Source organism: Actinoallomurus spadix, assembly GCF_024055725.1.
Classification (GTDB): domain Bacteria; phylum Actinomycetota; class Actinomycetes; order Streptosporangiales; family Streptosporangiaceae; genus Actinoallomurus; species Actinoallomurus spadix.
In genome coordinates, this window is the sequence record NZ_JAMXMX010000004.1 from 305,472 (window position 1) to 327,883 (window position 22,412).

Sequence of the window (22,412 nt, forward strand, 5' to 3'; positions counted from 1 at the left end):
GGTGGGGGGCATGGACGCCGGGCTTGTACCCAGATCTTGGGCGAATAGGCCGGTCGGGGCACCGCAGGGACCAGGCGTTGTTCACGGACCCGAGAGGAACGATTCACTCGTCGATCATCCGCAGCCGCGATCGTACTGCCGGTATCGATCGACAAGGAGTGCTGATGGCCGAGTCCCCGAACGAGTCACCCAACCAGGTCGCCCGGCGGCAGGTGCTGCGCGGACTGGGCGGCCTGGCCGTCGCCGCGCCCGTCCTGGGCCGGACCGGCAGCGCCGCCGCGCTGGTGACCACCCCGGACGAGGCCGGAGCACCCGCGCCGGAGCAGCTGCACCTGCAGTTCGGCGCGGACGCCGCCCACGAGATGGCGGTGTCCTGGGCCGCGCCGCAGCGGGTCCGCCGCCCGGTCGTCCGGCTCGGCAGGCGGGAGCACGGGCTCGGGTTGGAGATTCCAGCCGAGGAGCGGGTCTACACCGAGGCCCTCACCGGGGAGACCGTCTTCACGTACCACGCGGTGCTGCCCAGGCTCGCCCCCGACACCCGCTACGAGTACCACGTGGCGCACCGGGGCGCGGCGCCGCTCAGCGGGTCCTTCCGCACGGCGCCGCACGGCCGCTCCAAGGGCTTCCGGTTCACCAGCTTCGGCGACCAGGCGATCCCCGCGAAGGTCGGCAAGGGGCTCGGCCCGGCGACGCCGAACGCCGGTTACATCGTCGACGCGGTGGAGAGGCTCGACCCGCTGTTCCACCTGCTCAACGGCGACCTGTGCTACGCGAACGTCAGTGACGCGCCGGTCCAGACGTGGCAGTCCTTCTTCAACAACAACCAGCGCTCCGCGCGCAACCGCCCGTGGATGCCGTGCGCGGGCAACCACGAGAACGAGGTCGGCAACGGCCCGGAGGGCTACCTGTCCTACCAGACCCGTTTCACCCTGCCGGGCAACGGGTCTCGGGAGTTCGCCGGCAACTGGTACGCCTTCACGGTCGGCCCGATCCGGGTGATCTCCATCAACAACGATGACGTGTGCCTGCAGGACGGCGCGTTCAGCGCCTACCGGCGCGACAACGTCCCCGGCTACACCGCGAAGGGGTACGACCCGTACATCCGCGGCTACAGCCGCGGCGCGCAGAAGGCCTGGCTGGAGCGGACGCTCCGCGCGGCGAGCGCGGACCCGGGCATCGACTGGATCATCGTCTGCATGCACCAGGTGGCGATGTCCTCGGCGCACTTCAACGGCGCGGACCTGGGCATCCGGCAGGAGTTCCTGCCCCTCTTCGACAAGTACGGCGTGGACCTCGTCGTCGCCGGGCACGAGCACCACTTCGAGCGGACGTTCCCGGTCAAGGGCGTGCTGCCGGGCAGCTCGCTGCTCACCCCGGCGCCGCAGGACACCAACGCCTCCGTGATCGACACCACCAAGGGCGCCGTGCACATGATCATCGGTGGTGGGGGGCACTCGTCCGCCACGCCGTGGTCGGCGTTCGACTCGCCGAACGACGGCGTCGTCATCTACGACGTCGGCCCCGGCGACCCGACGAAGCAGCGCGCCTCCAAGACGGCCACCGAGCCCGCGCCCTGGTCGGCGTACCGCGACCTGCAGCGGCCGTACGGCTTCGCCGCGTTCGACTTCGAGCCGCACGCCCCGGGCGGGAAGACCGAGATCACCGTCACGCACTACGGCGCGGACCTCGGTTCCGCCGACTACCAGGAGCTGGACCGGTTCGTGCTCCGCAAGCCCCGCGGCGGCCACCACCGGCCGTGACGAAGCCACCGCCGGCTCCTGTCCGATCGGCCGGTTCCGACCGAGCCGATCGGCGGTTATGGGAAGGCCGCTCAGGGATGCGAGGATGGTCCGCTATGAGCGGAGCGGCGGGACTCGACGGGGATGACGCAGCGGTGCCGGCGGATCCACGGGAGGACGACGTGCCGGAGGCCCCCGCTCAGGACGAGTGGGCGGCGCCCGGCGGGTCACCGCCCGAACAGCCGGGCCCGCACCCCCGGCCGTACGGACTCCCGCCCGGGCAGCCGTACGCCGCCGCGCCGGGGCCCTACGGCGGCCCGCCTCCCGGGCCGTACGGGGCTCCGGGCCAGGGGTGGCACGGCGCCCCGCCCGCGGGGCCGCCGCCGTATCCACCCGGCCGGCCGCACCCGGCCTACGGCCCTCCCGCGCCGATGGACCCGACCCTCGCCGAGTGGTGGCAGCGCCTCGTCGCCCGGATCGTCGACGGCCTCATCCTCCTCGTCGTCACGGCGCCCCTGCTCATCTGGTACTTCTCCTGGTACCTCCACAAGATCAGGGACGTCCTCCCGTCCGACCCGGAGGGCGAGGAGCCGCCGATCGGCCGGCTGCTGCACGTGGAGGTCAGGCTGATGGGCTACAGCCTGCTGGTCGGGCTGGTCAGCGCGCTCATCGCCTTCGGCTACGAGGCGGTGGCGACCGCCCGATGGGGCCGGACCCTCGGGAAGCGGGTCATGCACATCAAGGTCGTCGCGCTGGCGGACCGCGGCGCGATCAGCGGGGGCACCGCCGTCAAGCGCGCCGCGATCTACACGCTCGCGCCGCAGGTCCCCTCCGCCGGCGGCCTCTTCGCCCTGCTCAACGTGCTGTGGCTGCTCTGGGACAAGCCGTACCGGCAGTGCCTGCACGACAAGATCGCCCACACGGTCGTCGTCAAGACCCGGCTCTGACCGGAACCGTCGCGGGGCCGACCCGCCGCACCCTGGCGACGGGACTCGCCCGTCGCCAGGGTGCGGCGCGCACGCGTGACCGGCGCGGCCGGGACTACGAACCGAGTTCGGGGAGGTTCTGGGCCAGCGGTACGAACTCGGCCGCCGACAGCAGCCCGTCGCGGTTGGTGTCGTACTGCACGAACAAGGCCCTGATGAGCCCCGACAGGTCGTTCACCTCGGCCGCCGGGAACATCCCCGCGATCGCCGCGGTCACCTCGTCGACGGTGAGCCGCCCATCCCCATCGGTGTCGTACCGAGCGAACACCGCCTCGTACTGATCGGACATGATTCCCTTCCACCAGAGCGACCGTGGTCCCCGATCGTAACGATCCCCGGGAGAAGGACCGTCCTCAGGCGGAAAGAAGCCGTCTTTCACGTTCGCCCGTCTTCGGGCATGGCCGGAATCAGCCAGGCGCCCCACCGGCCTCCCCGCGAACCCGCAGGTCGGCCGGTGATCGGTGGCGGATCCCCCGATGAGAGCGCAGACCCGCGGGCAGCGCGCGCCTCACGGGTCTTCTGGCGCTCGACGCGCCGAGTTATGTTGCAGGCCACAACATATGCCCGGCGTGCCGCGAATGTCCGCAGAGTCCCTGTCGACGGAGAGCCCGATGACGACGCTTCGAACACCCGCGGTCCTCGCCGCGACCTGTGCCGTGCTCCTGGCCTCCGCGACCGCGGCGAGCGCCTCACCGCCCCGCCCCGCGCCCCCGTCGATCACCGTGACCGAGTCCGCGCTGGAGGGCGTCCACGGCACCTCCCCCGACGCGACCGTGCGCAACGTCCTCACCGTCACCGCCTCCGGCACCCGGCTGCGGGTGCGGCTGAGCAACCCGTTCGGCGACGGCCCGGTGAACGTCCGATCGGTGTGGGTGGGCCTCCAGCCCTCCCCCGGCTCACCGGCGCTCACGCCGGGCTCGGACCATCGCGCCACGATCGGCGGCGCGAAGACCGCCGCCATCGCCCGGGGCGCCGCCGTCTGGACCGACCCGATCCCCCTTCGCGTCCGGCCGGGCGACCACGTCTCGGTGAGCGTCTACGCGCCCGGCGCCCCCGTCGACGACCACACCTTCCCGCCGCCGGAGACCGACACTCCCGGCTCGTTCCTGTCGGCGGCCGCGGGCGACGCGGGGTCGGACGTGACCGGTACGGCCTTCGGCGAGTTCCGGCCGGGCACGCTGTGGTGGGCCGACGCGGTCAGCGCCGTGTCGGCGGCACGCGGCACGATCGTCGCGCTGGGCGACTCCATCACCGACGGCTACAACGCCGTGGGCGGCGGCCCGCGCTGGACCGACGTGCTCGCGCAGCGGATCGACGCGCTGCCGCCCGGCCGGCGGCTCGCGATGGCCAACGCCGGGATCAGCGGCAACACGGTCAGCGTCCAGCCGAACCCCTACGACCCGACGGGACAGTGCTGCGGGCCGCCCGCTCCCGAGCGCCTGGACCGCGACGTCCTGTCCCTGCCGGGCGTCCGCTACGTCCTGCTGCTCGAGGGCACCAACGACATCGGCGGCGGGACGTACGCGCCGCCCGCGCCGGCCCGGCAGGTCATCGGCGCGATGCGCGGCATCGCCGCCCGCGTGCACCGGGCGGGGCACCGGATCGTCGGCGCCACCATCCTGCCGATGTGCAACACGGCCGGCAGCGCCCAGGAACGGACCCGGCTCGCGGTGAACGCCTGGATCCGGACATCCAGGACGTTCGACGCCGTCCTGGACTTCGACGCCGTCCTCCGCGACCCGGACGACCCCACGGTGATCTACGCGCCCTGGCGTTACGACTGCTACCACCCGAACGCCACCGGGGACCTGCGGCTCGGCCGGTCGATCGACCTGTCGGTGTTCGGCCTGCCCGCCACCCGCTGACGACGGCGACGGCGGCGGCCGGCCGCCGCCGTCAGCCGCCGGCCTCGGTGGTGGCGTCAAGGCGCGCGAGCACCTGGTCGGACACCTGCCGGAGCATCGCGAGCTGGTCGCGGGTGAGCTCGTCGAGGAACAGGCGTCGTACGGTGTCGACGTGCCCCGGGGCGGCGGCGACGATGGCCCGCCGGCCCGCGTCGGTCAGCGCGACGACGGCGCCGCGGCCGTCCTCGTCGCACTCCTCACGTGCGACGAGGCCGCGGCGCTGCATCCGGGTGAGGTGGTGGGACAGGCGGCTCTGCTCCCACTGCAGGCCACGCTGCAGTTCGAACGGCCGTAGCCGCCCGTCCGGGGCGTCGGTGAGCTGGACGAGCACCTCATAGTCGGCCAGTGAGAGACCGGAGTCCGCCTGCAGTTGCCGGTTGAGCCGGGCGGACAGCCGCCCGTGCATGCGGATGAACGCACGCCAGGCGCGCTGCTCCTCGTCGTCGAGCCATCGGGTGGCGCTCATGAGCCTCACCTTAGCGTGATCAATGACACGTCATTGAACGAGGAAATATATGACGTGTCATAAGGGTTGGGCGGCCTAGATGATGCATCATCTACCTGGAAGATCGGACTGAGAGGCCCTGTCATGAGCACCCCGGTGACACCGCGGATCGACATCCGCCACGCGGACGACCGCTACAAGACCGAGATCGGCTGGCTCGACTCGAAGCACTCGTTCTCCTTCGGCCACCACCACGACCCGCGCAACACCCACCACGGTCTGCTGCTCGTCAACAACGACGACGTGGTCACGCCCGGCATGGGCTTCGAGACCCACCCGCACCGTGACATGGAGATCGTCACCTGGGTCCTCCGCGGGTCGCTGGTCCACCAGGACTCCACCGGCCACAACGGAGTGATCTACCCCGGTCTCGCCCAGCGGATGAGCGCCGGCACCGGCATCCTGCACTCCGAGAAGAACGACTCCTGGCACCTGCGGGGCGAGCGGCACGACGAGCCGGTGCACTTCGTCCAGATGTGGGTGGTGCCCGACGAGGCCGGCATCACCCCCGGGTACGAACAGCTCGAGATCGACGAGAAGCTGCTGTCCTCCGGCACGCTCGTGCCCGTCGCCTCCGGGATGGAGCGGCACGACGGCGAGGCCGCGATCCGGATCAAGAACCGGTACGCCGCGCTGTACGCCGCCCGTCTGGCACCCGGCCAGAGCGTCGAACTGCCCGACGCGCCGTACCTGCACCTGTTCGTGCCACGCGGCGCCGTGAACCTGGAGGGCGCCGGTCCGCTCGGCACGGGTGACGCCGTGCGCTTCACCGCCGTCGGCGGGCAGCGGGTCACCGCGACCGAACCCGCGGAGATCCTGGTGTGGGAGATGCACGCCACCATCGCCGCCTGATCACCCGGCCGCCTGATCATGGAAGCCGCGCAGGACCGCCCGCGGGCGGGAGTCCACCGCCCGCCCCCCGGGCAGGGAACCCACACCACCACCCGGATCCGGAGGAGACCATGACCGACACCCCGACCGACCTCGCCGCGCTGGAGGCCGAACGGCGCCGCATCCGCGCCGCCCATCTCCGCCCCGCCGCCGAGCGTCCCCGGTCCACGGCGCGCGGGCTCCACCACACCGCGCTGATCAGCGGCGACGTGGAGCGTACCGTCCGCTTCTACCAGGACGTGCTGGGCTTCCCGCTCACCGAGCTGATCGAGAACCGGGACTACCCCGGCTCCTCGCACTTCTTCTTCGACATCGGCAACGGCAATCTGCTCGCCTTCTTCGACTTCCCCGGGCTCGACCTCGGCCCGTACGCCGAAGTCCTCGGGGGCCTCCACCACTGCGCGATCTCGGTGGAGCCCGCGCGCTGGGAGGAGATCGTGCGCCGCCTGGACGACGCCGGCGTCGAGCACGTCGTCCACAGCGAGGTCTCGGTCTACTTCCGGGACCCCGACGGCGCCCGCATCGAGCTGATCGCCGACCCGCTCGGCGAGATGTACGGCGACCGGGTGCTGTGACACGCCTGAGCGCCCATCCGGTGGGCGGGACCGGCGTCATCCGTCCGGCGGTCCCGCCCACCGGGCCGAGGCCGGGACGTCCCGCCCCCGGGCGCGGGCATTCCGCGATGAGGGCGTGGTCAGTGCGACGTGGTGGAGATGGCGGACACCAGCTCGCCGAGCTTGTCCTCGGGCAGCTTCGCCGCCAGGTCGGCCTGGCTGATGATCCCGATCAGCTGGTCGTTCTCCATCACGGGCAGGCGCCGGATCCGGTGCTCCGACATCTCATGCAGGACGATCTCGATGTCGGAGCCGGCGTCGACGTAGAACACCTCGCCCTCGCCGATGAGGTCTCCGGCACGGACGTCGGCGGGGTTCCTGCCCTGCGCGATGGCCTTCACGACGATGTCGCGGTCGGTGATGATCCCCTTCAGCCGGCCGTCGTTCCCGCAGACCGGCAGCGCGCCCACGTCCGACTCGGCCATGCGGCGGGCCGCGGTGGTGAGGTCCTCGTCCATCGACAGGCACTCACAACCGTGGTGCATGATCTCGCGTGCGGTTGTCATGATCTGTTCCCCTCTCTTCGAGCCCCTCGTCCGGGACTCGCTCTCTCCCCGTCAGTACGGGCTTGCTCAGGATTCGGGCGCCGGCGGCTCGTCGTCCGGCGGCTTGCCGGGGACCATCACCACCGGGCACGACGCGTAGGACAGGCAGTAGTGGCCGACCGACTGGGCGGTCAGGCGCCGCCTGCCGGGGCGGTCGTGGGTGGCCAGGACGAGCAGCGACGCGTTCCGGGCGAGCTCGACGAGGACCGGGCCCGCGGGTCCTTCGAGGATCTCGATGTCGGCGGCGACGTCCGGTGCGCATCGGCTGAGCACCTCTTCGATCGAGGCCCGGCAGCCGGCGACCACGGCCTTGCGTCTCTGCTCACGCTCATCGTGGCTGAGCACCGCGGCCTCTCCGGGTCCCAGCTCCCACGCGTGGACGACCCGCAACCGGGAGCCCTGCCGGCGCGCCTGGTCGACGGCCCAGCGCAGCGCCGCCGTCCGGGCCGGTGACTCGTCGATCCCGACGAGGATGGGCGCGGGTTCGCCGTTGGACGGAGCATCACCGGTCATCGCGTGGTTCACCTCTGGGCGGCCACCCGGGGCACGCCGCCGGCAGGCGCCGGGACCACCCGCCTCGCGCGAACGGCTCATCGCCGGGCTTCGTGGTGTTCCTCATCGCGGTGCGGATCGGTGATGAGCAGGAGTTCGTACGCGCGACGTGCCGCCTCGGCCACCGTCCTCTCCCCGGGCTCGGCCAGCGGGCCCTCCTCGAGCCCGTGCGCCAGCGACCGGATCGCCTCGGCGACCGCCTCCGTACGGGCCTCCAGTCGGGCGACGCGTTTCTCCAGGTCGGACGGGGTCGTCCCCTGGTCCGTCCGATCACCGTCTCGGATCATCGACTCCCTCGCTTTCCAGGCCGGTTCGGGTCCGGCGGTGCCGCCGGATCTTCGGAGTCCGTGCGACGGTCCTCATCTCCAGACTTCCCCGCCGGAAGGAGACGCCCCAGGGTCTTTCGTCACCAGCTGCCCGTCCGCCGTCCCCGCACGGCGCGCCGACCGGTCCGCGTTCCCTTCGGGCCCTGGTCCCTGGGGAGACCGGCCCCTGGGACGGCAGCGGTCGTTGGTCACCGTCTCCCGGGACCTTCGCCGCGCTGACCGGCGGCCACGGAGGGAAGAACGATGGTGCCGTCCGGAGCCGGAGCCTTCGGACGGCCGAAGCGAGAGGGGGGACCATGCGAGAAGCCGTCGTCGTCGGCGTCGATGGATCGACCCAGGCCCTGGCGGCCGTGGATTGGGCCGCGGCGGAGGCCGGGCGCAGACGGCTGCCGCTGCGAATCGTGCACGTCTCGACCGGCTGGGAGCGCGGTGACATCCCCGCGTATCGCGGCCGCGGGTCGCCGGAGCCGGAGAGCCCGGGGCTGCGGATCCTGGACGCGGCCGAGGAACGCGCCCGGACCTTCGCCTCGGTTCAGATCGAGCGACGGCTCGGCGTCGGGCCCGTTCCCCGGACACTCCTGGAGGAGTCGGCGGGGGGCGCGCTGCTGGTCCTGGGGCAGCGGAGTACCGGCGCCGTCACCCGGCTGCTGCTCGGCTCGGTGAGCCGGCAGGCGGCCGAACACGCCGACTGCCCGATCGTCGTCGTCCCCATGGACCCCGACCCCCGGTCCCGGCGGCCGGAGGTCGCCGTCGGGGTCGACGGCTCCGACGCGTCCGTCGACGCCGTGGGCTTCGCCCTGGAGGAGGCGGCGACGCGCGGGGTGGGCCTGCGCGCGATCCACGTGTGGAGCCGCCCGGACAGCCCACGGGACCTGCGGCCGGTCTGCTACGACGCGCTGACGGCCGAGGAGGAGGGCGCCAGGGTCCTGTCGGAGTCCCTCGCCGGGTGGACGGCCAAGTACCCCGACGTACCGGTGATCGAGCAGGTGGTCGAGGACCGTCCGCTCACGGTCCTCGCCGAGGCCTCACGCACGGCCGAACTCCTCGTGGTCGGCGCCAGAGGGCGGGGCGGGTTCCCCGGCCTGCGCCTCGGGTCGGTGGGCCACGCGGTGCTGCACCACGCCCGGGGACCGGTGGCCGTCGTACGGCGGTCCGGCCGCGGCGCCGGGGCCGGAGGGTGACGACCGGCGACCCGGCCGCCGATCAGGGAGGGCCCGGCGTCCCGTCGGCCCGCGTCACGGGTAGTGAACGACGCGGACCACGCCCGGCACGGTCTGAGCGATCACGTCGGCGATCCGCGCCGTCCTCTCGTCGCCGTCACCCCGGAGTTCGACGACGCCCTCGTGCACCGTGACCCGTGTCTCCGCCGTCTCCGCGGACAGGTCCCGGAGTGCCGCCCGTACGTCGTCGCGGATCCGTTCGTCCCCATGGGCGAGCATCCCCATCAGGTCACGGCGGCTGACGATGCCCACCACCGTGGTGTCGCGGACGACGGGAACGCTCTTGACCCCGGTGGTGATCATCACCTCGACGAGTCCCAGGACGTCGTCGGTCTCCCGCGCCGTCCGCACGTTCGGTGTCATGACCTCCTCCACCCCGGCCGGCGGCGGCGCCTCGGGCGGCGCGGCGAGACGCAGGTAGGCCCGCGGGTCCGCCTCGAACTGGCCGCGCAGCAGGTCCATCTCGCTGACGATCCCGACCATCCGGCCCTCTTCGTCGACGACCGGGGCGGCCGTGATGTTCATCTCGTACAGCAGGCGGATCGCCTGCCGGACCGTCCAGTCCCGTGGCACGGCCACCACGGGGGCCGTCATCACCTCGTGCACCAGCATCCCGTTCACCTCCACTCTCCATCCCACCTGCCCGTTCCCTCTCGGGCGAGAGGCCAAGGTCCCGTGGCGGCCTCCGTACGGCCCGGGTCGCCGAGGCGGTCAGGTCACCGGGTGCCCGGCGAGGAGGACCTCGCGGACGTCCAGCGTGGTGTCCCCCGGCCGCCAGGCGAAGGTGATCAGGTCGGCGGGCCGGCCGAGCCGCAGCAGGCCGCGGCCGCCGGTGAAACGCCCGGGATTGGCCGTCGCGAGGCGCAGCCCGGTGGCGAGGGTCAGACCGGCCATCGTGATCGCCGTCGCGACCCCGTCGGCGAGAGAGCGGGAGGCGCCGGCCAGCAGTGGCGTGCCGACGTAGGACAGCCGCCCGTCGGCCGACAGTTCCACGTCCCCGCCCACCGGGGTCCGGTACCGCCCCGGGGACATGCCGGCGAGGGCCGTCGCGTCGGACACCAGGTGGGAGCGCTCGACGCCCTTGGCGCGCAGCATGACGCGGAACGTGTCGGCGGGCAGGTGGTGCCCGTCCGCGATGAACCCGGCGTGCAGACGGTCGTCGGCGAGCTGGGTCCACAGGTGGTTCGGATGCCGGGGCAGCACGGTGTAGGTGGCGTTGCCCAGGTGCGTGGCGAGTTCGGCGCCGGCGTCGACCGCCCGGGTGATCTGCTCGGGCGTGGCGTGGGTGTGCCCGATCGCGCAGCGCACGCCCATGCGGGTGGCGGCGGCGATGAAGTCGATCGCGGCGTCGTCGTGCGGCGAGACGGTGACCATGCCGACGAGGTCGCCCCAGCGGCGCAGCTCCGCGACGTCGGCGGGCCGCAGGTACCGCGGGTCGTGCACGCCGCGCGGGCCGTCCTCCGCCGAGAGGAACGGTCCCTCCACGTGGACGTAGGGGATCGCGTGGGCGACGAGCGGGTCGGCCCGGCGGGCCCGCGCGATCGCCGACAGCGCCGCGTGAACGCGCTCCTCGGGCGCGGTCACGAGCGTCGGGACGAGCGTGGTCGTCCCGGTACGGCCCACGGCGCGCACGAGCGCGGCCACCGTGGCCTCGTCGACGTCGGCGGCGTTCACGTCGTGCCCGGCGAACCCGTTGACCTGCAGGTCGACCAGGCCGGGCGCGAGCCACCGGTCCGCGGGCCCGCCGGCCTCGGTGATCGCGCCGATCCGCCCGTCCTCGACGGTCACACACAGCGTGCGCCCGGTCGCCGGGTCCCGGCCGCTGATCCTCACCGGGGCGCGGATTCCTCGTCCACGTACACGACGCAGCGCGGGTGGGTGCGCAGCGCGCTCGCGGGCAGGTGCCCGCCGATCGGGCCGCGCAGCGCGGCGGTCACGGCATCGCGCTTGCGGGCGCCGGGGACCATGCAGAAGACCTCGTCGGCCGCGAGCAGCGCCGGGACGGTCAGGGTGATCGCCCGGCGGGGCACCTGGTCCAGGACCGCGAAGCAGCCGTCGTCGACCTGCTGCCGGCGGCAGACCTCGTCGAGCTCGACGACCTTGACGGGCACGGGGTCGGCCAGGTCGGCGGGCGGGTCGTTGAACGCCAGGTGCCCGTTGACGCCGATCCCCAGGCAGGTGATGTCGATCGGCGCGGCCGTCAGCAGCCGGGCGTACGCCTCGGGGGGCGCGTCCGGGTCGATCAGGTGCACCGCGCCGAGCGGCACCCGGTCGAAGAACGCCCGGCGCAGCCACGCGCCGAAGCGCTGCGGGGCGCCGGTGTCCAGGCTGAGGTACTCGTCCATGTGGAACGCGGTCACCCGTGTCCAGTCGACGCCCGGATGCTCCGCCAGCGCGCGGAGCGTCGCCTCCTGGCTGGGCGCCGCGGCGAAGATCATCCGGACCTCGGGCCGGGCCGCCAGCCGCGTGATGATCGCCGCGGCGATGTCCCGCGCGGCGGCGCGCCCCAGCTCCTCGGCGTCGGGGAACCGGCGGAGGACGGGTTCGTACGTCGCGGCGTCCGGCCGCTCTGCGTCTGTCATCGCGGCCACGGTACTCCGCGCCCGCGCGACCTCACCGTGACGGTGGGACCGTCACGCCGGCGCCGACCCGGGCCACGATCTCGCGGAGCCACAAGTGCGCCGCGTCGTGGGTGTGGACCGGATGCCACCACAGGGCCTCGCGGAGGGGGACGGCCTCGTACGGGGGCGCCAGGACGCGGATCGGGGCCGTTCCGCGCAGCCGGTCGGCGAGGAGCGCCTGGACGAGGGCGATCCTGCGGGTTCCGGCGACGAGGAAGGGCAGCGCCATGAACGAGTCCGCGGACACCTCGGCCTGCGGCTCGACGCCGAGCATGCTGAGCTGGCGGACGGCGGGGGCGTCGTAGGTCCGCTGGTACGTCGCCCAGGGCAGCCGTGACAGGTCCTCAATGGTCAGCCGTTCGCCGACCTCCGGGTTGTCCTCGGCGACCACGAAGACCCAGCGGTCGGTGAAGAGCTCGACGGCGGGGAAGCCGCCGATGACGCCGTGCGGCATGAGCAGGCCGTCGGACGTGCTCAGCACCGCCCCGGTGTGCTCGACGATGTCGGCCGTCGGCCTGCGGAAGTGGAGCCGGACGCCGGGCGCCTCGGCGTGGACGGCGCGGGTGAGCTCGGCGCCGAAGACGGCGACCGCGTAGTCGCTGGCGAGGAGCGTGAACTCGTGCTCCTCCTTGGCGGGGTCGAAGCCGGCGCGGCTGCTGAACACCCGTTCGAGCAGGTCGCAGGCGGTGCCGGTCCGGTCCCGCAGGGCCATGCCGAGGGCGGTCAGCTCGTAGCGGCCGCCGGCCCGCGCGAGCAGGTCGTCGTCGAAGTGGCGGCGCAGCCGGGCGAGCGCCGCGCTCATCGCCGGCTGGCTGAGGCCGATGCGCTGCCCGGCCCGCGTGACGTTGCGCTCCTCCAGCAGGGCGCGGAGGGCGATGACGAGGTTGAGGTCCAGGCTGGCGAGGTTCACGGCGGTCCCGTACTGGTCGGTCGATGGTATCCACCGCATGGATGATCATAATCCGAACAATCGATTTCCCTTATCCATGTGGGTGGCCTCAGATTAGTCGCACCGTCATCAGGAGGACATCCACGTGAAACTCACAGCCGCGGCGACGGGGTTCTCCGGTCCGTTCGCCCTCGGAACCCTCTCCGCGCCGGGACGCCCACCGTTCCCCGGTCTGGTCGTGCCGGACGGCCGGGTGCTCGACCTCGCCGCCGCCCTCGGCCTGCCCGACGTACGGGCGCTGCTTGAGCGCTGGGACAAGGTCCTCCCGCGCCTGGCCGAACTCGCCGCCGGCACGGGACGGGACTGGCTGCCGCTGGACGGCCTGCGCGTCCACGCGCCGGTCGAGCCGCGGCAGATCTTCCAGTCGGGCGCCAACTACCGCACCCACGTGATCGACCTGGCCGTCGCCCACGAGCCGGAGGGCGGGCGGCCGGCCGAGCAGGTGCGGGCCGAGACCGCGGCGATGATGGACCGCCGGGCGGCCGAGGACCAGCCGTACCTGTTCATCGGCCTGCCGTCGGCGATCACCGGGCCGTACGACGACGTCGTCCTGCCGTACTGGTGCCGCAAGCCCGACTGGGAGCTGGAGCTGGCCGCCGTGATCGGCCGCCCGGCCTTCCGCGTCCGGCCCGACGAGGCGCTCGAACACGTCGCGGCGTACACGATCGCCAACGACCTGACCGCCCGCGAGCTGGTGTTCCGCCGGGACATGCCCGAGATCGGCGCGGACTGGCTGCGCAGCAAGAACGCGCCCGGCTTCACGCCCCTGGGGCCGTGGCTGGTCCCGGCCGGATTCGCCGGCGACCCGGGCGACCTGCAGGTCACGCTGCGGCTGAACGGCCAGGTCATGCAGGACGAGTCGACCCAGGACATGATCTTCGACCTCGCCCGGCTGATCTCCTACGCCTCGCAGACGACGACGCTCCTGCCCGGCGACCTCGTGCTCACCGGCAGCCCCGCCGGCAACGGCATGCGCTGGGGGCGGCTGCTGCGCGACGGCGACGTCATGGAGGGCACGATCACCGGGCTGGGCGCCCAGCGCACCCGCTGCGTCGCGGAGGCCCGCGATGACGCTTGACCGCACCGACCCGGAGACCGCGATCGCCGAGGCGGCCCGGGCGTACTCGAACTGGGGGCGCTGGGGCGAGGACGACCGTCTCGGCACCCTCAACTTCCTCACCGAGGAGGCGCGGCGGGCGGGCGCCGCGCTCGTGCGCCGGGGCGTGAGCTTCTCGCTGTCCCTGAGGTTCGACATGGACGGGCCGCAGAAGGGCTGGCGGCGGCGCACGAACCCGGTGCACACGATGCTGGACACGGGCACGGACGCGGCACTGGGCAACCAGGGCTTCCCGCACGGGATCGGCGGCGCCGACGACGTGATCGCGATGCCGCTGCAGTGCTCCACGCAGTGGGACGGGCTCGGGCACATCTTCGACCACGGCCGGGCGTGGAACGGCCGTCCGGCGGAGAAGGTCGTCACCTCCGACGGCGACCTCGTCACCGGGATCGAGCACATGGCCCCGCACGTGGCCGGGCGCGGCGTCCTGCTGGACGTCGGGCGGGTCGTCGGCACGGACGGCGAACTGCCCGACGGCTTCGCCGTCACCGAGGAGCACCTGACCGCGACGGCCGAGGAGCACGGGGTCACCGTCGGCCGCGGCGACATCGTGTGCGTGCGGACCGGGCGGCTGGCGCGGGCCCGCCGTGAGGGCTGGGGCGAGTACGCGGGCGGGCCGTCGCCCGGGCTGTCGTTCACCACCGCCGGCTGGCTGCACCGCACCGAGATCGCCGCGATCGCCACCGACACCTGGGGGTTCGAGGTGCGGCCGAACGAGTTCGACCATGCCTTCCAGCCGCTGCACCAGGTCGCCATCCCCAACATCGGGCTGCTGATCGGCGAGATGTGGGACCTGGACGCGCTCGCCGCCGACTGCGCCGCCGACGGGACCTACGAGTTCTGGCTCACCGCCGCGCCCCTGCCCATCACCGGAGCCGTCGGCTCTCCGGTCAACCCCATCGCCGTCAAGTGACCCGTCAAGCGATCAGCCAAGTGATCCGGAGGGAGCCGGCCATGCCCCGTGTCCGCAAGGTGCTCGTCGTGGGAGGAGGAACGTCCGGCAACGCGGTGACCGTGCTGCTGCGCCGGGCCGGTGTCGAGGTCGACCTCGTGGAGCTCGAATCCGGCTGGAACGTCCGCGGGTCCGGCATCACGCTGCAGGGCAACGCCCTGCGCGTCCTGCGCGAACTCGGCGTCTGGGACGAGGTCCGCGCGCACGGCTTCGCGTTCGACACCGTCGGGCTGACCGCGCCGGACGGGACGGTCCTGCACGTCGCCGAGGACCTTCGCACCGGCGGGCCCGACCTGCCCGCCACCGTCGGCATGCAACGGCCCACGCTGCAGCGGATCCTCACCGACGCGGTCCGCGCGTCCGGCGCACGGGTCCGCCTCGGCACCACGGTCGAGACCCTCGCCCAGGACGACGACGGCGTCGACGTGGTCTTCACCGACGGCGCCGCCGGCCGGTACGACCTCGTCGTGGCCGCCGACGGCCGCGCGTCGGCGACCCGCGCCCTGGCCGGCGTCCCGGACCGGCCCGAGCCCATCGGCATGGCGATCTGGCGGGTCCCCGCCCCGCGCCCCGCGGGCGTCGAGCGCACCGACCTGACCTACGGCGGTCCCTGCTACATCGCCGGGTACTGCCCCACCGGGCCGGACACCGTCTACGCCTACCTGGTCGAGCCCAACCGGGACCGGGGCGCCGTCGCCCCCGCCGCGTACGCCGAAGAGATGCGGCGGCTCGCCGCGGGGTACGGCGGGGCCTGGGCTGAGATCCGCGAGTCCATCACCGACCCCGGCCAGGTCAACTACACCTGGTTCGACCAGATGCTGGTCGAGGACGCCTGGCACCGCGGCCGGGTCGTGCTCGTCGGCGACGCCGCGCACTGCTGCCCGCCGACGCTGGCCCAGGGCGCCGCGATGGCCCTGGAGGACGCCCTGGTCCTCACCCGCCTGCTCGCCGGCGACGACGCGCTGCACGACGCCCTCACGGAGTACCACCGGCGCCGTCTCCCCCGCGTCCGGATGGTCGTCGAGGGCTCCGTGCAGCTGTGCCGGTGGCTGATGGACGGCGTACGCGACGCCGACGTGCCCGGCCTCATGGGCCGCACCCTGACCGCGCTGGAGAGGCACCCGTGACCGAGACCCCGACGATCGACGTGCACGCGCACGTCCTCCTGCCCCAGGTCGAGGAGGCCGTCGCCGGGCGGTCCGGCCTGGCCGCCGCCCGTGAACTGGACGCCCGCCGCAACGGCCCCGACGCCCTCGCCGTCAGCGCGGCGATGATCCGCGAGCGGATCCCGAGGCTCACGGACGTCACCGCGCGGCTCGCCGCGATGGACGCCGCGGGCGTCGACGTGCAGCTCGTCTCGCCCTCCCCGTCGCACTACCACTACTGGGCGGAACCCGACCTCGCCCGTACGGTGTGGCGGCTCGCGAACGCCGGCACCGCCGCGCACTGCGCCCAGGCGCCCGGCCGGCTGTACGGCCTGGGCCTCGTCCCACTGCAGCACCCGGACCTGGCCGCCGAGGCGCTGGACGACGCCCTGGGCCACGGGCTGCGCGGTGTGGAGATCTCCAGTCACGCGCCGGGCCGGGAGCTGTCCGACCCCGCGTACGAGCCGTTCTGGGCCCGTGCGGAGGAGACGGAGGCGATCGTGTTCCTGCATCCGTTCGGGTGCACGCTCGACGAGCGCCTGGACCGGTGGTACTTGTCGAACACCGTCGGCCAGCCCACCGAGAACGCCGTCGCCCTGTCGCACCTGATCTTCTCCGGCGTCCTCGACCGCCACCCCGGGCTGAAGATCATCGCCGCGCACGGCGGCGGCTACCTGCCCACCCACATCGGCCGCTCCGACCACGCCTGGCGGGCCCGCTCCGACGCCCGCGGCTGCGCCCACCCGCCCGGCACGTACCTGCGGCGGCTCCACTTCGACTCCCTCGTCCACGACCCGCACGTGCTGCGGGAGCTCGTCCGCGTCGCGGGCGCCGACCGGGTGCTGCTCGGCTCGGACTTCCCGTTCGACATGGGCACCGAGGACCCGCTCGGCGCGCTGCGCGCCGCGGGCCTGCCCGCCCCCGACCACGACGCCGTACGCGGCGGCAACGCCGCCGCGCTCCTGCGCCTCGACCGAGGAGAACAGCCATGATCGACCGTCCCCTCACCCACCTGCGGCACGTCGACCTCGCCGTGCCCGACTACGACCGGCAACTCGACTTCTACACCGGCGTGTGGGGCCTGACCACGGTCGCCGAGGACTCCGGCATCGCCTTCCTCGCCGCCGAGGGCAGCCCCGAACAGTACGTGATCCGGCTCCGCAGGGCCGGGGACAAGCGCCTGGACCTCGTCTCGTACGGGGCGGCGTCCCCGGCCGACGTGGACGCCCTCGCCGAGCGCCTGATCGCGGACGGCGTCCGGCCGATCTCCCGGCCGGGGACCCTGGACACCCCGGGCGGCGGATACGGCTTCCGGTTCTTCGACGTCGACGGCCGGACGATCGAGGTCTCCGCCGACGTCGCCGCCCGGCGGCACCGGCGCATCGAGGAGCGCGAGTCGATCCCCGTCCGGCTCTCCCACGTGGTCCTCAACTCCCCCGACCTGAACCGCACCCGCGCCTGGTACGAACGCCACCTCGGCTTCCGTCTCTCCGACACGCTCGGCCACCCGCGCATGGGCGAGGTCATGCACTTCATGCGGATCAGCTCCCAGCACCACAGCATGGCCATCGCGCGGGGCCCGCACACCTCCCTGCACCACGTCTCCTTCGAGATGCGCGGCCTCGACGAGTACATGCGCGGATCCGGCCGGGTCATCCGCGCCGGGTTCCGCAAGATCTGGGGGCCCGGCCGGCACCTGGCGGGCGACAACACCTTCACCTACTTCCTGGACCCACACGGCAACACGGTCGAGTACACGACCGAGCTGGAGGAGCTGGACGAGGACACCTGGCACCCGCACGTCTACGACTTCTCCGAGCCGGAGGTCACCGACCAGTGGGGCACCGCGAACGCGATGAACGAGTTCGTCGCCAAGGAGTCCTTCAACGACCCCGACCACGGCTGCTTCGTCGCCCCGCCGGTCTGACCGCCCGTCTCCGAAGGAAGACCCATGCGCATCGCCACCTACGAGCACCGGGGTTCCCGCCGCTGCGGCGTCGTCGAGGGCGCCGCGGTGCGCCCCTTCCCCGACGGCACCGACCTGCTCGGCCTGCTCGGCTCCGGTGGGCTCGCCGACCCTCCCCCGGCCGGGGCGGCCGTCCCGCTGAGCGAGGTCCGCCTGCTGCCGCCGCTGCGGCCGCCCACCGTCCGGGACTTCGTCGCGTTCGAGGAGCACGTCGAGGGGGTGCGCCGCAGCGTCGACGGGGCGGCCGGCGTGCCGGACGCCTGGTACGACGCCCCGACCTTCTACTTCACCAACCCGTACGCGGTGATCGGCCCCGGCGACGACGTGCCGATGCCGCCCGGCAGCCGGGCGCTGGACTTCGAGCTCGAGGTCGCCGTGGTCATCGGCCGGGAGGGCCGCGACCTGACCCCCGAGCAGGCCCGCGCCCACATCGCCGGGTACACGCTGTTCAACGACTGGTCGGCGCGCGACCTGCAGTCCCGCGAGATGCAGGTCGGCCTCGGCCCCTGCAAGGGCAAGGACACCGCCACCACCCTCGGCCCGTACCTCGTGACCCCGGACGAGCTGGAGCCCTACCGCGACGCCGACGGCCTCCTCCGCCTCGCCCTCACCGCGGAGGTCAACGGCGAGGTCGTCGGAACGGACCTGCTGTCCAACATGAGCTGGACGTTCGAGGAGATGATCGCCTACGCCTCCCGGGGCACCTGGGTCCGCCCCGGCGACGTGCTCGGCTCGGGGACCTGCGGCAACGGCGGCTGCCTCGCGGAGCTGTGGGGCCTCCGGGGGGAGCGCACTCCCCCGCCGCTGCGGCCCGGCGACACGGTGACGCTCACCGCCGAGGGCATCGGCGCCATCTCCAACACGGTCGTCCCCGGCACCGCCCCCGTGGCCGTACCGCGCGGCCGCAGGCGCGACCGGAGCCGCCCGTGACCAGGCTGGGAAGGAGCGTCGCGCTCCGGGGATGACTCCAGGGTGATCCGGAGCAGCCCCTCCAGACTGCTCCGGATCACCCCGGGCGGTACCGCCCCTACCGAACCGCCCCCGCGTGTCCGGTGATGAGACGGCGCTGATGGAAGATGGCCACGGCGCGCTGAGGCCCTTACAGGGAACCCTCCGGCGGCCGTTTCCGGCTACCCCCGGATTCGGGGATGGCCGCGCCGGAGAGGCGGGTCCTACACTCGCCGACCATGAGCACTGGCAGCGTGCCCCGATGACGCCGCGCGCCACGCCTGCCGCCGTCACGCGCGTCACGGCGCCGTCCGGGGCCGTCCGGGACCTCCCCGAGCACGAGCGGCTGGTGTTCGGCCGCGGGCCGGACGCCGACCTGGTGATCTCCGCGGACCGGGGGCTCTCCCGCCGGGCGGGGGTGATCAGCGCCCTGTGCGGAGGCGCGTGGGTGGCCAACCTCAGCCGGACGCACGCGCTGTACGCCGAGAGCGACGGGTACCAGATCCGGCTGCCGCCGATGGAGAACGGCGGCGAGCCGTCCGCCGGGTGGTTCATCCGGTCGGGCACGACGCTGGTGGGGTCACGGGGCATGCTCGACGAGGGCCAGGCCGTACGCGTGACGGTGCTCGCCGCGGTGACCGACGCCCTGGTGAGCCCGCCGGCGGCCCGGACGGAGGACGACTCGACGCTCCTCCCGCTGTACCTCGATCCGCACACCAAGCTCTTCCTGGTGGCGCTGCTCCTGTGCCGGCCGTGGCTGCTGGACCCGACCCGCACGACCCCGCTGCCGCGGACGCCGGAGATCGCCCGTGCGGCGCTGGAGGTGACGGACGCGTTCTACGAGATCGAGCAGTTCGACCACGACCCCGTCTTCCGCGACCGGCTCGCCGCCCGCGTCGGCGAGCACCTCAAGGTGCTTCGCCGCAAGATCAACTCGCGGGGGCTCGCCCGGGCCGGGACCCGGCTGTCCGACGAGGTGGTCGTCGGCGTGCTGATCGAGCACGCCATCGTCACCCCGGCCGACCTGGACCGCCTCGCCGACCCGTCCTGGTGCTCACGGCAGGAGGACCTGTGGTGGGACCGTTCGCGTTAGAGGGCGTTCACGGTGAACGCCGCCTGGAGCGGGGCGTCCGCGCCGGGCACCGTCACGGTGACGCGATGTCGCCCGGGTGGGATCTTCCCGGGGAAGAACTCGTGACTCTGGTTGATCACGTAGTTGAACGTGCCCGCGAAGTCGACGACCGGCGTCACCGCCGACAGCCGGTTCCGGTCCAGGCGGACCGTGACCGGCCGGCCCGGGGTCAGTCCGGTGCCGTGGACGACGAACCCGGTGCGCCCGTCCCCGAAGTCCTGATTCAGCATGATCTGCGGGGGGCCCGACGGCCGTGCCGTGCGGGCCACGCCGGGCGCCCCGGGCGGTGGCGGACCCGGCGGCCGTCGCGGCCGGTCGTCGTCATCGCCCATCCGGCCCAGTACGACTCCGGTGAGCAGGGCCACGGCCGCTCCGAGCACGGCCGCGACGACGCGCCCGCCCCTGCCCGCCCGCCGGGGCGTGGCCGGGTGCGGCGGATCCGGGACACCGGGACGGTCGGGGCGCCGGCGGTGAGACGGCCCTTCCGGTACCCGGAGGGACGTCGGCGAGTCCAGGGTGGCCTCGGCGGCGTCGTCGCCGTCGTCCGCCGGTGGCTCCACCGGCGGAGGCTCCCGGCGGTACTCGTCGAGCAGGGCGAGCGCCTCGCCGGGCAGCGAGGCCGCGCCGCCGCCCTCGAACTCGGCCGCCAGCCGGGCCAGCAGGGAGCCGGCCGTGGGACGGCCCTTCGGGTCTCGGCGGAGACAGTCCAGCAGCAGGTCCGCCGCCTCGTCCGGCATCCCGCTGAGGTCCGGCGGCTCGCCGGCGAGGCGGAGCAGCACGTCGGTCACGGACTTCCCCGAGTACGGCGGGTGCCCGGTGGCGGCGAAGAGTAAGGTCGAGCCCAGTGCGAAGACGTCGCTCGCCGGCGTCGTCCGCCTGCTGTCACGCGCCTGCTCGGGCGCCATGTACGCCGGGGTGCCGACCGCCTGGTGGGTCGCGGTGGCCGTGACGCGCTCGGTCGCCCGCGCCACCCCGAAGTCGATGACCCGTGGCCCCTCGATCGACACCAGCACATTGGACGGTTTCAGGTCCCGGTGCACCAGGCCCGCCTGGTGGATCGACTCCAGCGCCTCGGCGCACCCGGCCGCCAGCCAGCGCAGGGCGGGGACGGGCAGCGGCCCGCAGGTCCGTACGAGCTGGTCGAGAGAGGGCGCCGCGATGTACGCCGTGGCCAGCCACGGGATTTCGGCGTCCGGGTCGGCGGCGACCACCGCCGCCGTGAACACGCCGCTCACCCGGCCCGCGGCGGCGACCTCACGGGCGAAGCGGGAGCGGAAGTCGGCGTCGCCGGCGAACTCGCTCCTGATCGTCTTGACCGCCACCAGCCGCCCTGACGCCGAACGGCCGAGGTAGACCCGGCCCATCGCGCCGCTCCCCAGCCGTCCCAGCAGGGCGTATCCGCCGATCCGCCGGGGGTCCTGCCGGGACAGCGGCTCCAGCCTCGTGCGACCCGACGCCATCCCGTCTCCTCCGCTCCGCCCGGCAGTCCGGGACCATCTTCCCGGTTCCGAACACGAAGTCAGACGGACTGTACGACTTCGTTACCGCCGTCCCGTGGCGCGGCGGCGAGCTCCGCGGCGGCGCTGGCGAGCATCAGGTCGAGGGCCGCCGGGTAGGCGCTGGAGTTCATCCGCGCGGCCAGCAGGTCCGCCACCGCGGTGATGTTCGGATGCGTCCGCTCCGGCAGCCGCGCGTACGTCGCGCGCCAGATCGTCCGGTCGGCGCGGAGGGCGGGCTCCGGGAGGGTCAGGGACGCGGCGTCCAGCGCGGCGAAGGCGAGGGCCTGGTCGATGAACGCGTGGTAGATCCGCACCGCCGCCGGGTCGGGGAATCCGGCGCCGCGCAGGAGTCCCAGGATCGCCTCGTCGGCGGCGATCTCCTGCGAGCGTCCGCTGACGCGGGCCGCCGTCAGCACGGCCGCCTGGGGGTGGGCGAGGTAGGTGGCGTGGATGCGCAGGCCCAGATCGCGCAGGTCGCGCCGCCAGTCGCCCGTCGTCTCCCAGCCGGCGACGGCCCGCCCCATCAGCTCGTCCGCCAGGGCGAGGATCAGGTCGTCCATGCCGTCGAAGTACCGGTAGACGGTGCTGGGGTCGGCACCCAGCGCCAGGCCGAGGCGGCGCGCGGTGAGGCCTTGGGGGCCGTGTTCGCGCAGCAGGCGCAGCGCGGTCTCGACGATCAGGGCGTGGCTGAGCACCAGTCCCTGCTTGGTCCGCCGGCGCCGCCGGCGCTCGGCGTCCTGCACCACCTTCTTCGCCATGCCGCCACCTTATGCCAACAGGGTTGACGTTATTCGGGGACCG

24 protein-coding genes are annotated in these 22,412 nt (G+C 73.4%); 13 read left to right on the plus strand and 11 right to left on the minus strand.

Translation table 11 applies throughout. The features are described 5' to 3' along the window. The first annotated feature begins 164 nt into the window (after positions 1-164). Together NE235_RS07430 and NE235_RS07435 are read left to right on the plus strand one after the other, a co-directional pair. Entirely contained in the window at positions 165-1,760 is a 1,596-nt protein-coding gene (locus tag NE235_RS07430) for a purple acid phosphatase family protein (protein ID WP_252800205.1), read from the plus strand. A gap of 95 nt (positions 1,761-1,855) precedes the next feature. Continuing rightward, the gene (locus NE235_RS07435) at positions 1,856-2,686 is read left to right on the plus strand and encodes an RDD family protein (RefSeq protein WP_252800206.1); all 831 of its coding nucleotides are present in this window, start codon (positions 1,856-1,858) and stop codon (positions 2,684-2,686) included. 94 nt (positions 2,687-2,780) lie between these two features. On the opposite strand, the gene NE235_RS07440 is transcribed toward NE235_RS07435, so the two are convergent. Further along, positions 2,781-3,014 (minus strand): EF-hand domain-containing protein, encoded by a 234-nt coding sequence (locus NE235_RS07440; protein ID WP_252800207.1) that lies wholly within the window; start codon positions 3,012-3,014, stop codon positions 2,781-2,783. Positions 3,015-3,336: 322 nt separating this feature from the next. On the opposite strand from NE235_RS07440, the gene NE235_RS07445 reads away from it, so the two are divergent. Next, positions 3,337-4,590, plus strand: coding sequence for a GDSL-type esterase/lipase family protein (locus tag NE235_RS07445; RefSeq protein WP_252800208.1), 1,254 nt, complete (start codon positions 3,337-3,339; stop codon positions 4,588-4,590). A 31-nt stretch (positions 4,591-4,621) separates the two neighbouring features. On the opposite strand, the gene NE235_RS07450 is transcribed toward NE235_RS07445, so the two are convergent. Further along, entirely contained in the window at positions 4,622-5,095 is a 474-nt protein-coding gene (locus NE235_RS07450) for a MarR family winged helix-turn-helix transcriptional regulator (protein WP_252800209.1), read from the minus strand. Positions 5,096-5,218: 123 nt separating this feature from the next. On the opposite strand from NE235_RS07450, the gene NE235_RS07455 reads away from it, so the two are divergent. Next, positions 5,219-5,986 carry a pirin family protein gene (locus NE235_RS07455; RefSeq protein ID WP_252800210.1) on the plus strand — a complete coding sequence of 256 codons (768 nt, stop codon included), beginning with the start codon at positions 5,219-5,221 and terminating at the stop codon, positions 5,984-5,986. A gap of 110 nt (positions 5,987-6,096) precedes the next feature. Next, on the plus strand, positions 6,097-6,600 hold the full coding sequence (locus NE235_RS07460) for a VOC family protein (RefSeq protein ID WP_252800211.1): 504 nt from the start codon (positions 6,097-6,099) through the stop codon (positions 6,598-6,600). 119 nt (positions 6,601-6,719) lie between these two features. Here the strand turns inward: NE235_RS07460 and NE235_RS07465 are convergent, their stop codons facing one another. The 3 genes from NE235_RS07465 to NE235_RS07475 all read right to left on the minus strand — a co-directional run bounded on the left by NE235_RS07465 (position 6,720) and on the right by NE235_RS07475 (position 8,023). After that, positions 6,720-7,145, minus strand: a complete 426-nt coding sequence (locus NE235_RS07465; protein WP_252800212.1) for a CBS domain-containing protein — start codon at positions 7,143-7,145, stop codon at positions 6,720-6,722. Between the two features lie 66 nt (positions 7,146-7,211). Further along, positions 7,212-7,697, minus strand: a complete 486-nt coding sequence (locus tag NE235_RS07470) for a universal stress protein (RefSeq protein ID WP_252800213.1) — start codon at positions 7,695-7,697, stop codon at positions 7,212-7,214. A gap of 77 nt (positions 7,698-7,774) precedes the next feature. Next, positions 7,775-8,023 carry a hypothetical protein gene (locus tag NE235_RS07475; RefSeq protein ID WP_252800214.1) on the minus strand — a complete coding sequence of 83 codons (249 nt, stop codon included), beginning with the start codon at positions 8,021-8,023 and terminating at the stop codon, positions 7,775-7,777. 335 nt (positions 8,024-8,358) lie between these two features. Here NE235_RS07475 and NE235_RS07480 point away from each other — a divergent pair, with 335 nt between their 5' ends. After that, positions 8,359-9,243 (plus strand): universal stress protein, encoded by an 885-nt coding sequence (locus tag NE235_RS07480; RefSeq protein WP_252800215.1) that lies wholly within the window; start codon positions 8,359-8,361, stop codon positions 9,241-9,243. A 54-nt stretch (positions 9,244-9,297) separates the two neighbouring features. Here the strand turns inward: NE235_RS07480 and NE235_RS07485 are convergent, their stop codons facing one another. The 4 genes from NE235_RS07485 to NE235_RS07500 all read right to left on the minus strand — a co-directional run bounded on the left by NE235_RS07485 (position 9,298) and on the right by NE235_RS07500 (position 12,852). After that, complete coding sequence (locus NE235_RS07485) at positions 9,298-9,921, minus strand: CBS domain-containing protein (RefSeq protein ID WP_252800216.1); 624 nt, start codon at positions 9,919-9,921, stop codon at positions 9,298-9,300. Between the two features lie 72 nt (positions 9,922-9,993). After that, the gene (locus NE235_RS07490; RefSeq protein WP_252800217.1) at positions 9,994-11,115 is read right to left on the minus strand and encodes an N-acetylglucosamine-6-phosphate deacetylase; all 1,122 of its coding nucleotides are present in this window, start codon (positions 11,113-11,115) and stop codon (positions 9,994-9,996) included. After that, on the minus strand, positions 11,112-11,864 hold the full coding sequence (locus NE235_RS07495; RefSeq protein WP_252800218.1) for a 6-phosphogluconolactonase: 753 nt from the start codon (positions 11,862-11,864) through the stop codon (positions 11,112-11,114). The genes NE235_RS07490 and NE235_RS07495 overlap by 4 nt, the downstream gene beginning before the upstream one ends. A 31-nt stretch (positions 11,865-11,895) precedes the next feature. After that, the gene (locus tag NE235_RS07500) at positions 11,896-12,852 is read right to left on the minus strand and encodes a LysR family transcriptional regulator (RefSeq protein WP_252800219.1); all 957 of its coding nucleotides are present in this window, start codon (positions 12,850-12,852) and stop codon (positions 11,896-11,898) included. Between the two features lie 85 nt (positions 12,853-12,937). Here NE235_RS07500 and NE235_RS07505 point away from each other — a divergent pair, with 85 nt between their 5' ends. The 7 genes from NE235_RS07505 (at position 12,938) to NE235_RS07535 (ending at position 20,073) form a co-directional block, all read left to right on the plus strand. After that, the gene (locus NE235_RS07505) at positions 12,938-13,930 is read left to right on the plus strand and encodes a fumarylacetoacetate hydrolase family protein (RefSeq protein WP_252800220.1); all 993 of its coding nucleotides are present in this window, start codon (positions 12,938-12,940) and stop codon (positions 13,928-13,930) included. Further along, entirely contained in the window at positions 13,920-14,882 is a 963-nt protein-coding gene (locus NE235_RS07510) for a cyclase family protein (RefSeq protein WP_252800221.1), read from the plus strand. The genes NE235_RS07505 and NE235_RS07510 overlap by 11 nt, the downstream gene beginning before the upstream one ends. 41 nt (positions 14,883-14,923) lie before the next feature. Next, positions 14,924-16,048, plus strand: a complete 1,125-nt coding sequence (locus tag NE235_RS07515) for an FAD-dependent oxidoreductase (protein ID WP_252800222.1) — start codon at positions 14,924-14,926, stop codon at positions 16,046-16,048. Continuing rightward, the gene (locus NE235_RS07520) at positions 16,045-17,058 is read left to right on the plus strand and encodes an amidohydrolase family protein (RefSeq protein ID WP_252800223.1); all 1,014 of its coding nucleotides are present in this window, start codon (positions 16,045-16,047) and stop codon (positions 17,056-17,058) included. Before NE235_RS07515 ends, NE235_RS07520 begins: the two co-directional genes overlap by 4 nt. Further along, complete coding sequence (locus NE235_RS07525) at positions 17,055-17,993, plus strand: VOC family protein (protein WP_252800224.1); 939 nt, start codon at positions 17,055-17,057, stop codon at positions 17,991-17,993. Before NE235_RS07520 ends, NE235_RS07525 begins: the two co-directional genes overlap by 4 nt. Before the next feature lie 24 nt (positions 17,994-18,017). Continuing rightward, positions 18,018-18,962: a fumarylacetoacetate hydrolase family protein gene (locus NE235_RS07530; RefSeq protein WP_252800225.1), complete on the plus strand. Its 945-nt coding sequence runs from the start codon at positions 18,018-18,020 to the stop codon at positions 18,960-18,962. A 280-nt stretch (positions 18,963-19,242) separates the two neighbouring features. Continuing rightward, a complete protein-coding gene (locus NE235_RS07535; protein WP_252800226.1) occupies positions 19,243-20,073 on the plus strand; it encodes an FHA domain-containing protein in 831 nt (276 codons plus the stop codon). On the opposite strand, the gene NE235_RS07540 is transcribed toward NE235_RS07535, so the two are convergent. Continuing rightward, complete coding sequence (locus NE235_RS07540; protein ID WP_252800227.1) at positions 20,070-21,572, minus strand: serine/threonine-protein kinase; 1,503 nt, start codon at positions 21,570-21,572, stop codon at positions 20,070-20,072. The two genes, NE235_RS07535 and NE235_RS07540, sit on opposite strands and share 4 nt — an antisense overlap. A 59-nt stretch (positions 21,573-21,631) precedes the next feature. Further along, the gene (locus NE235_RS07545; RefSeq protein ID WP_252800228.1) at positions 21,632-22,369 is read right to left on the minus strand and encodes a TetR/AcrR family transcriptional regulator; all 738 of its coding nucleotides are present in this window, start codon (positions 22,367-22,369) and stop codon (positions 21,632-21,634) included. Between the last annotated feature and the right edge of the window lie 43 nt (positions 22,370-22,412).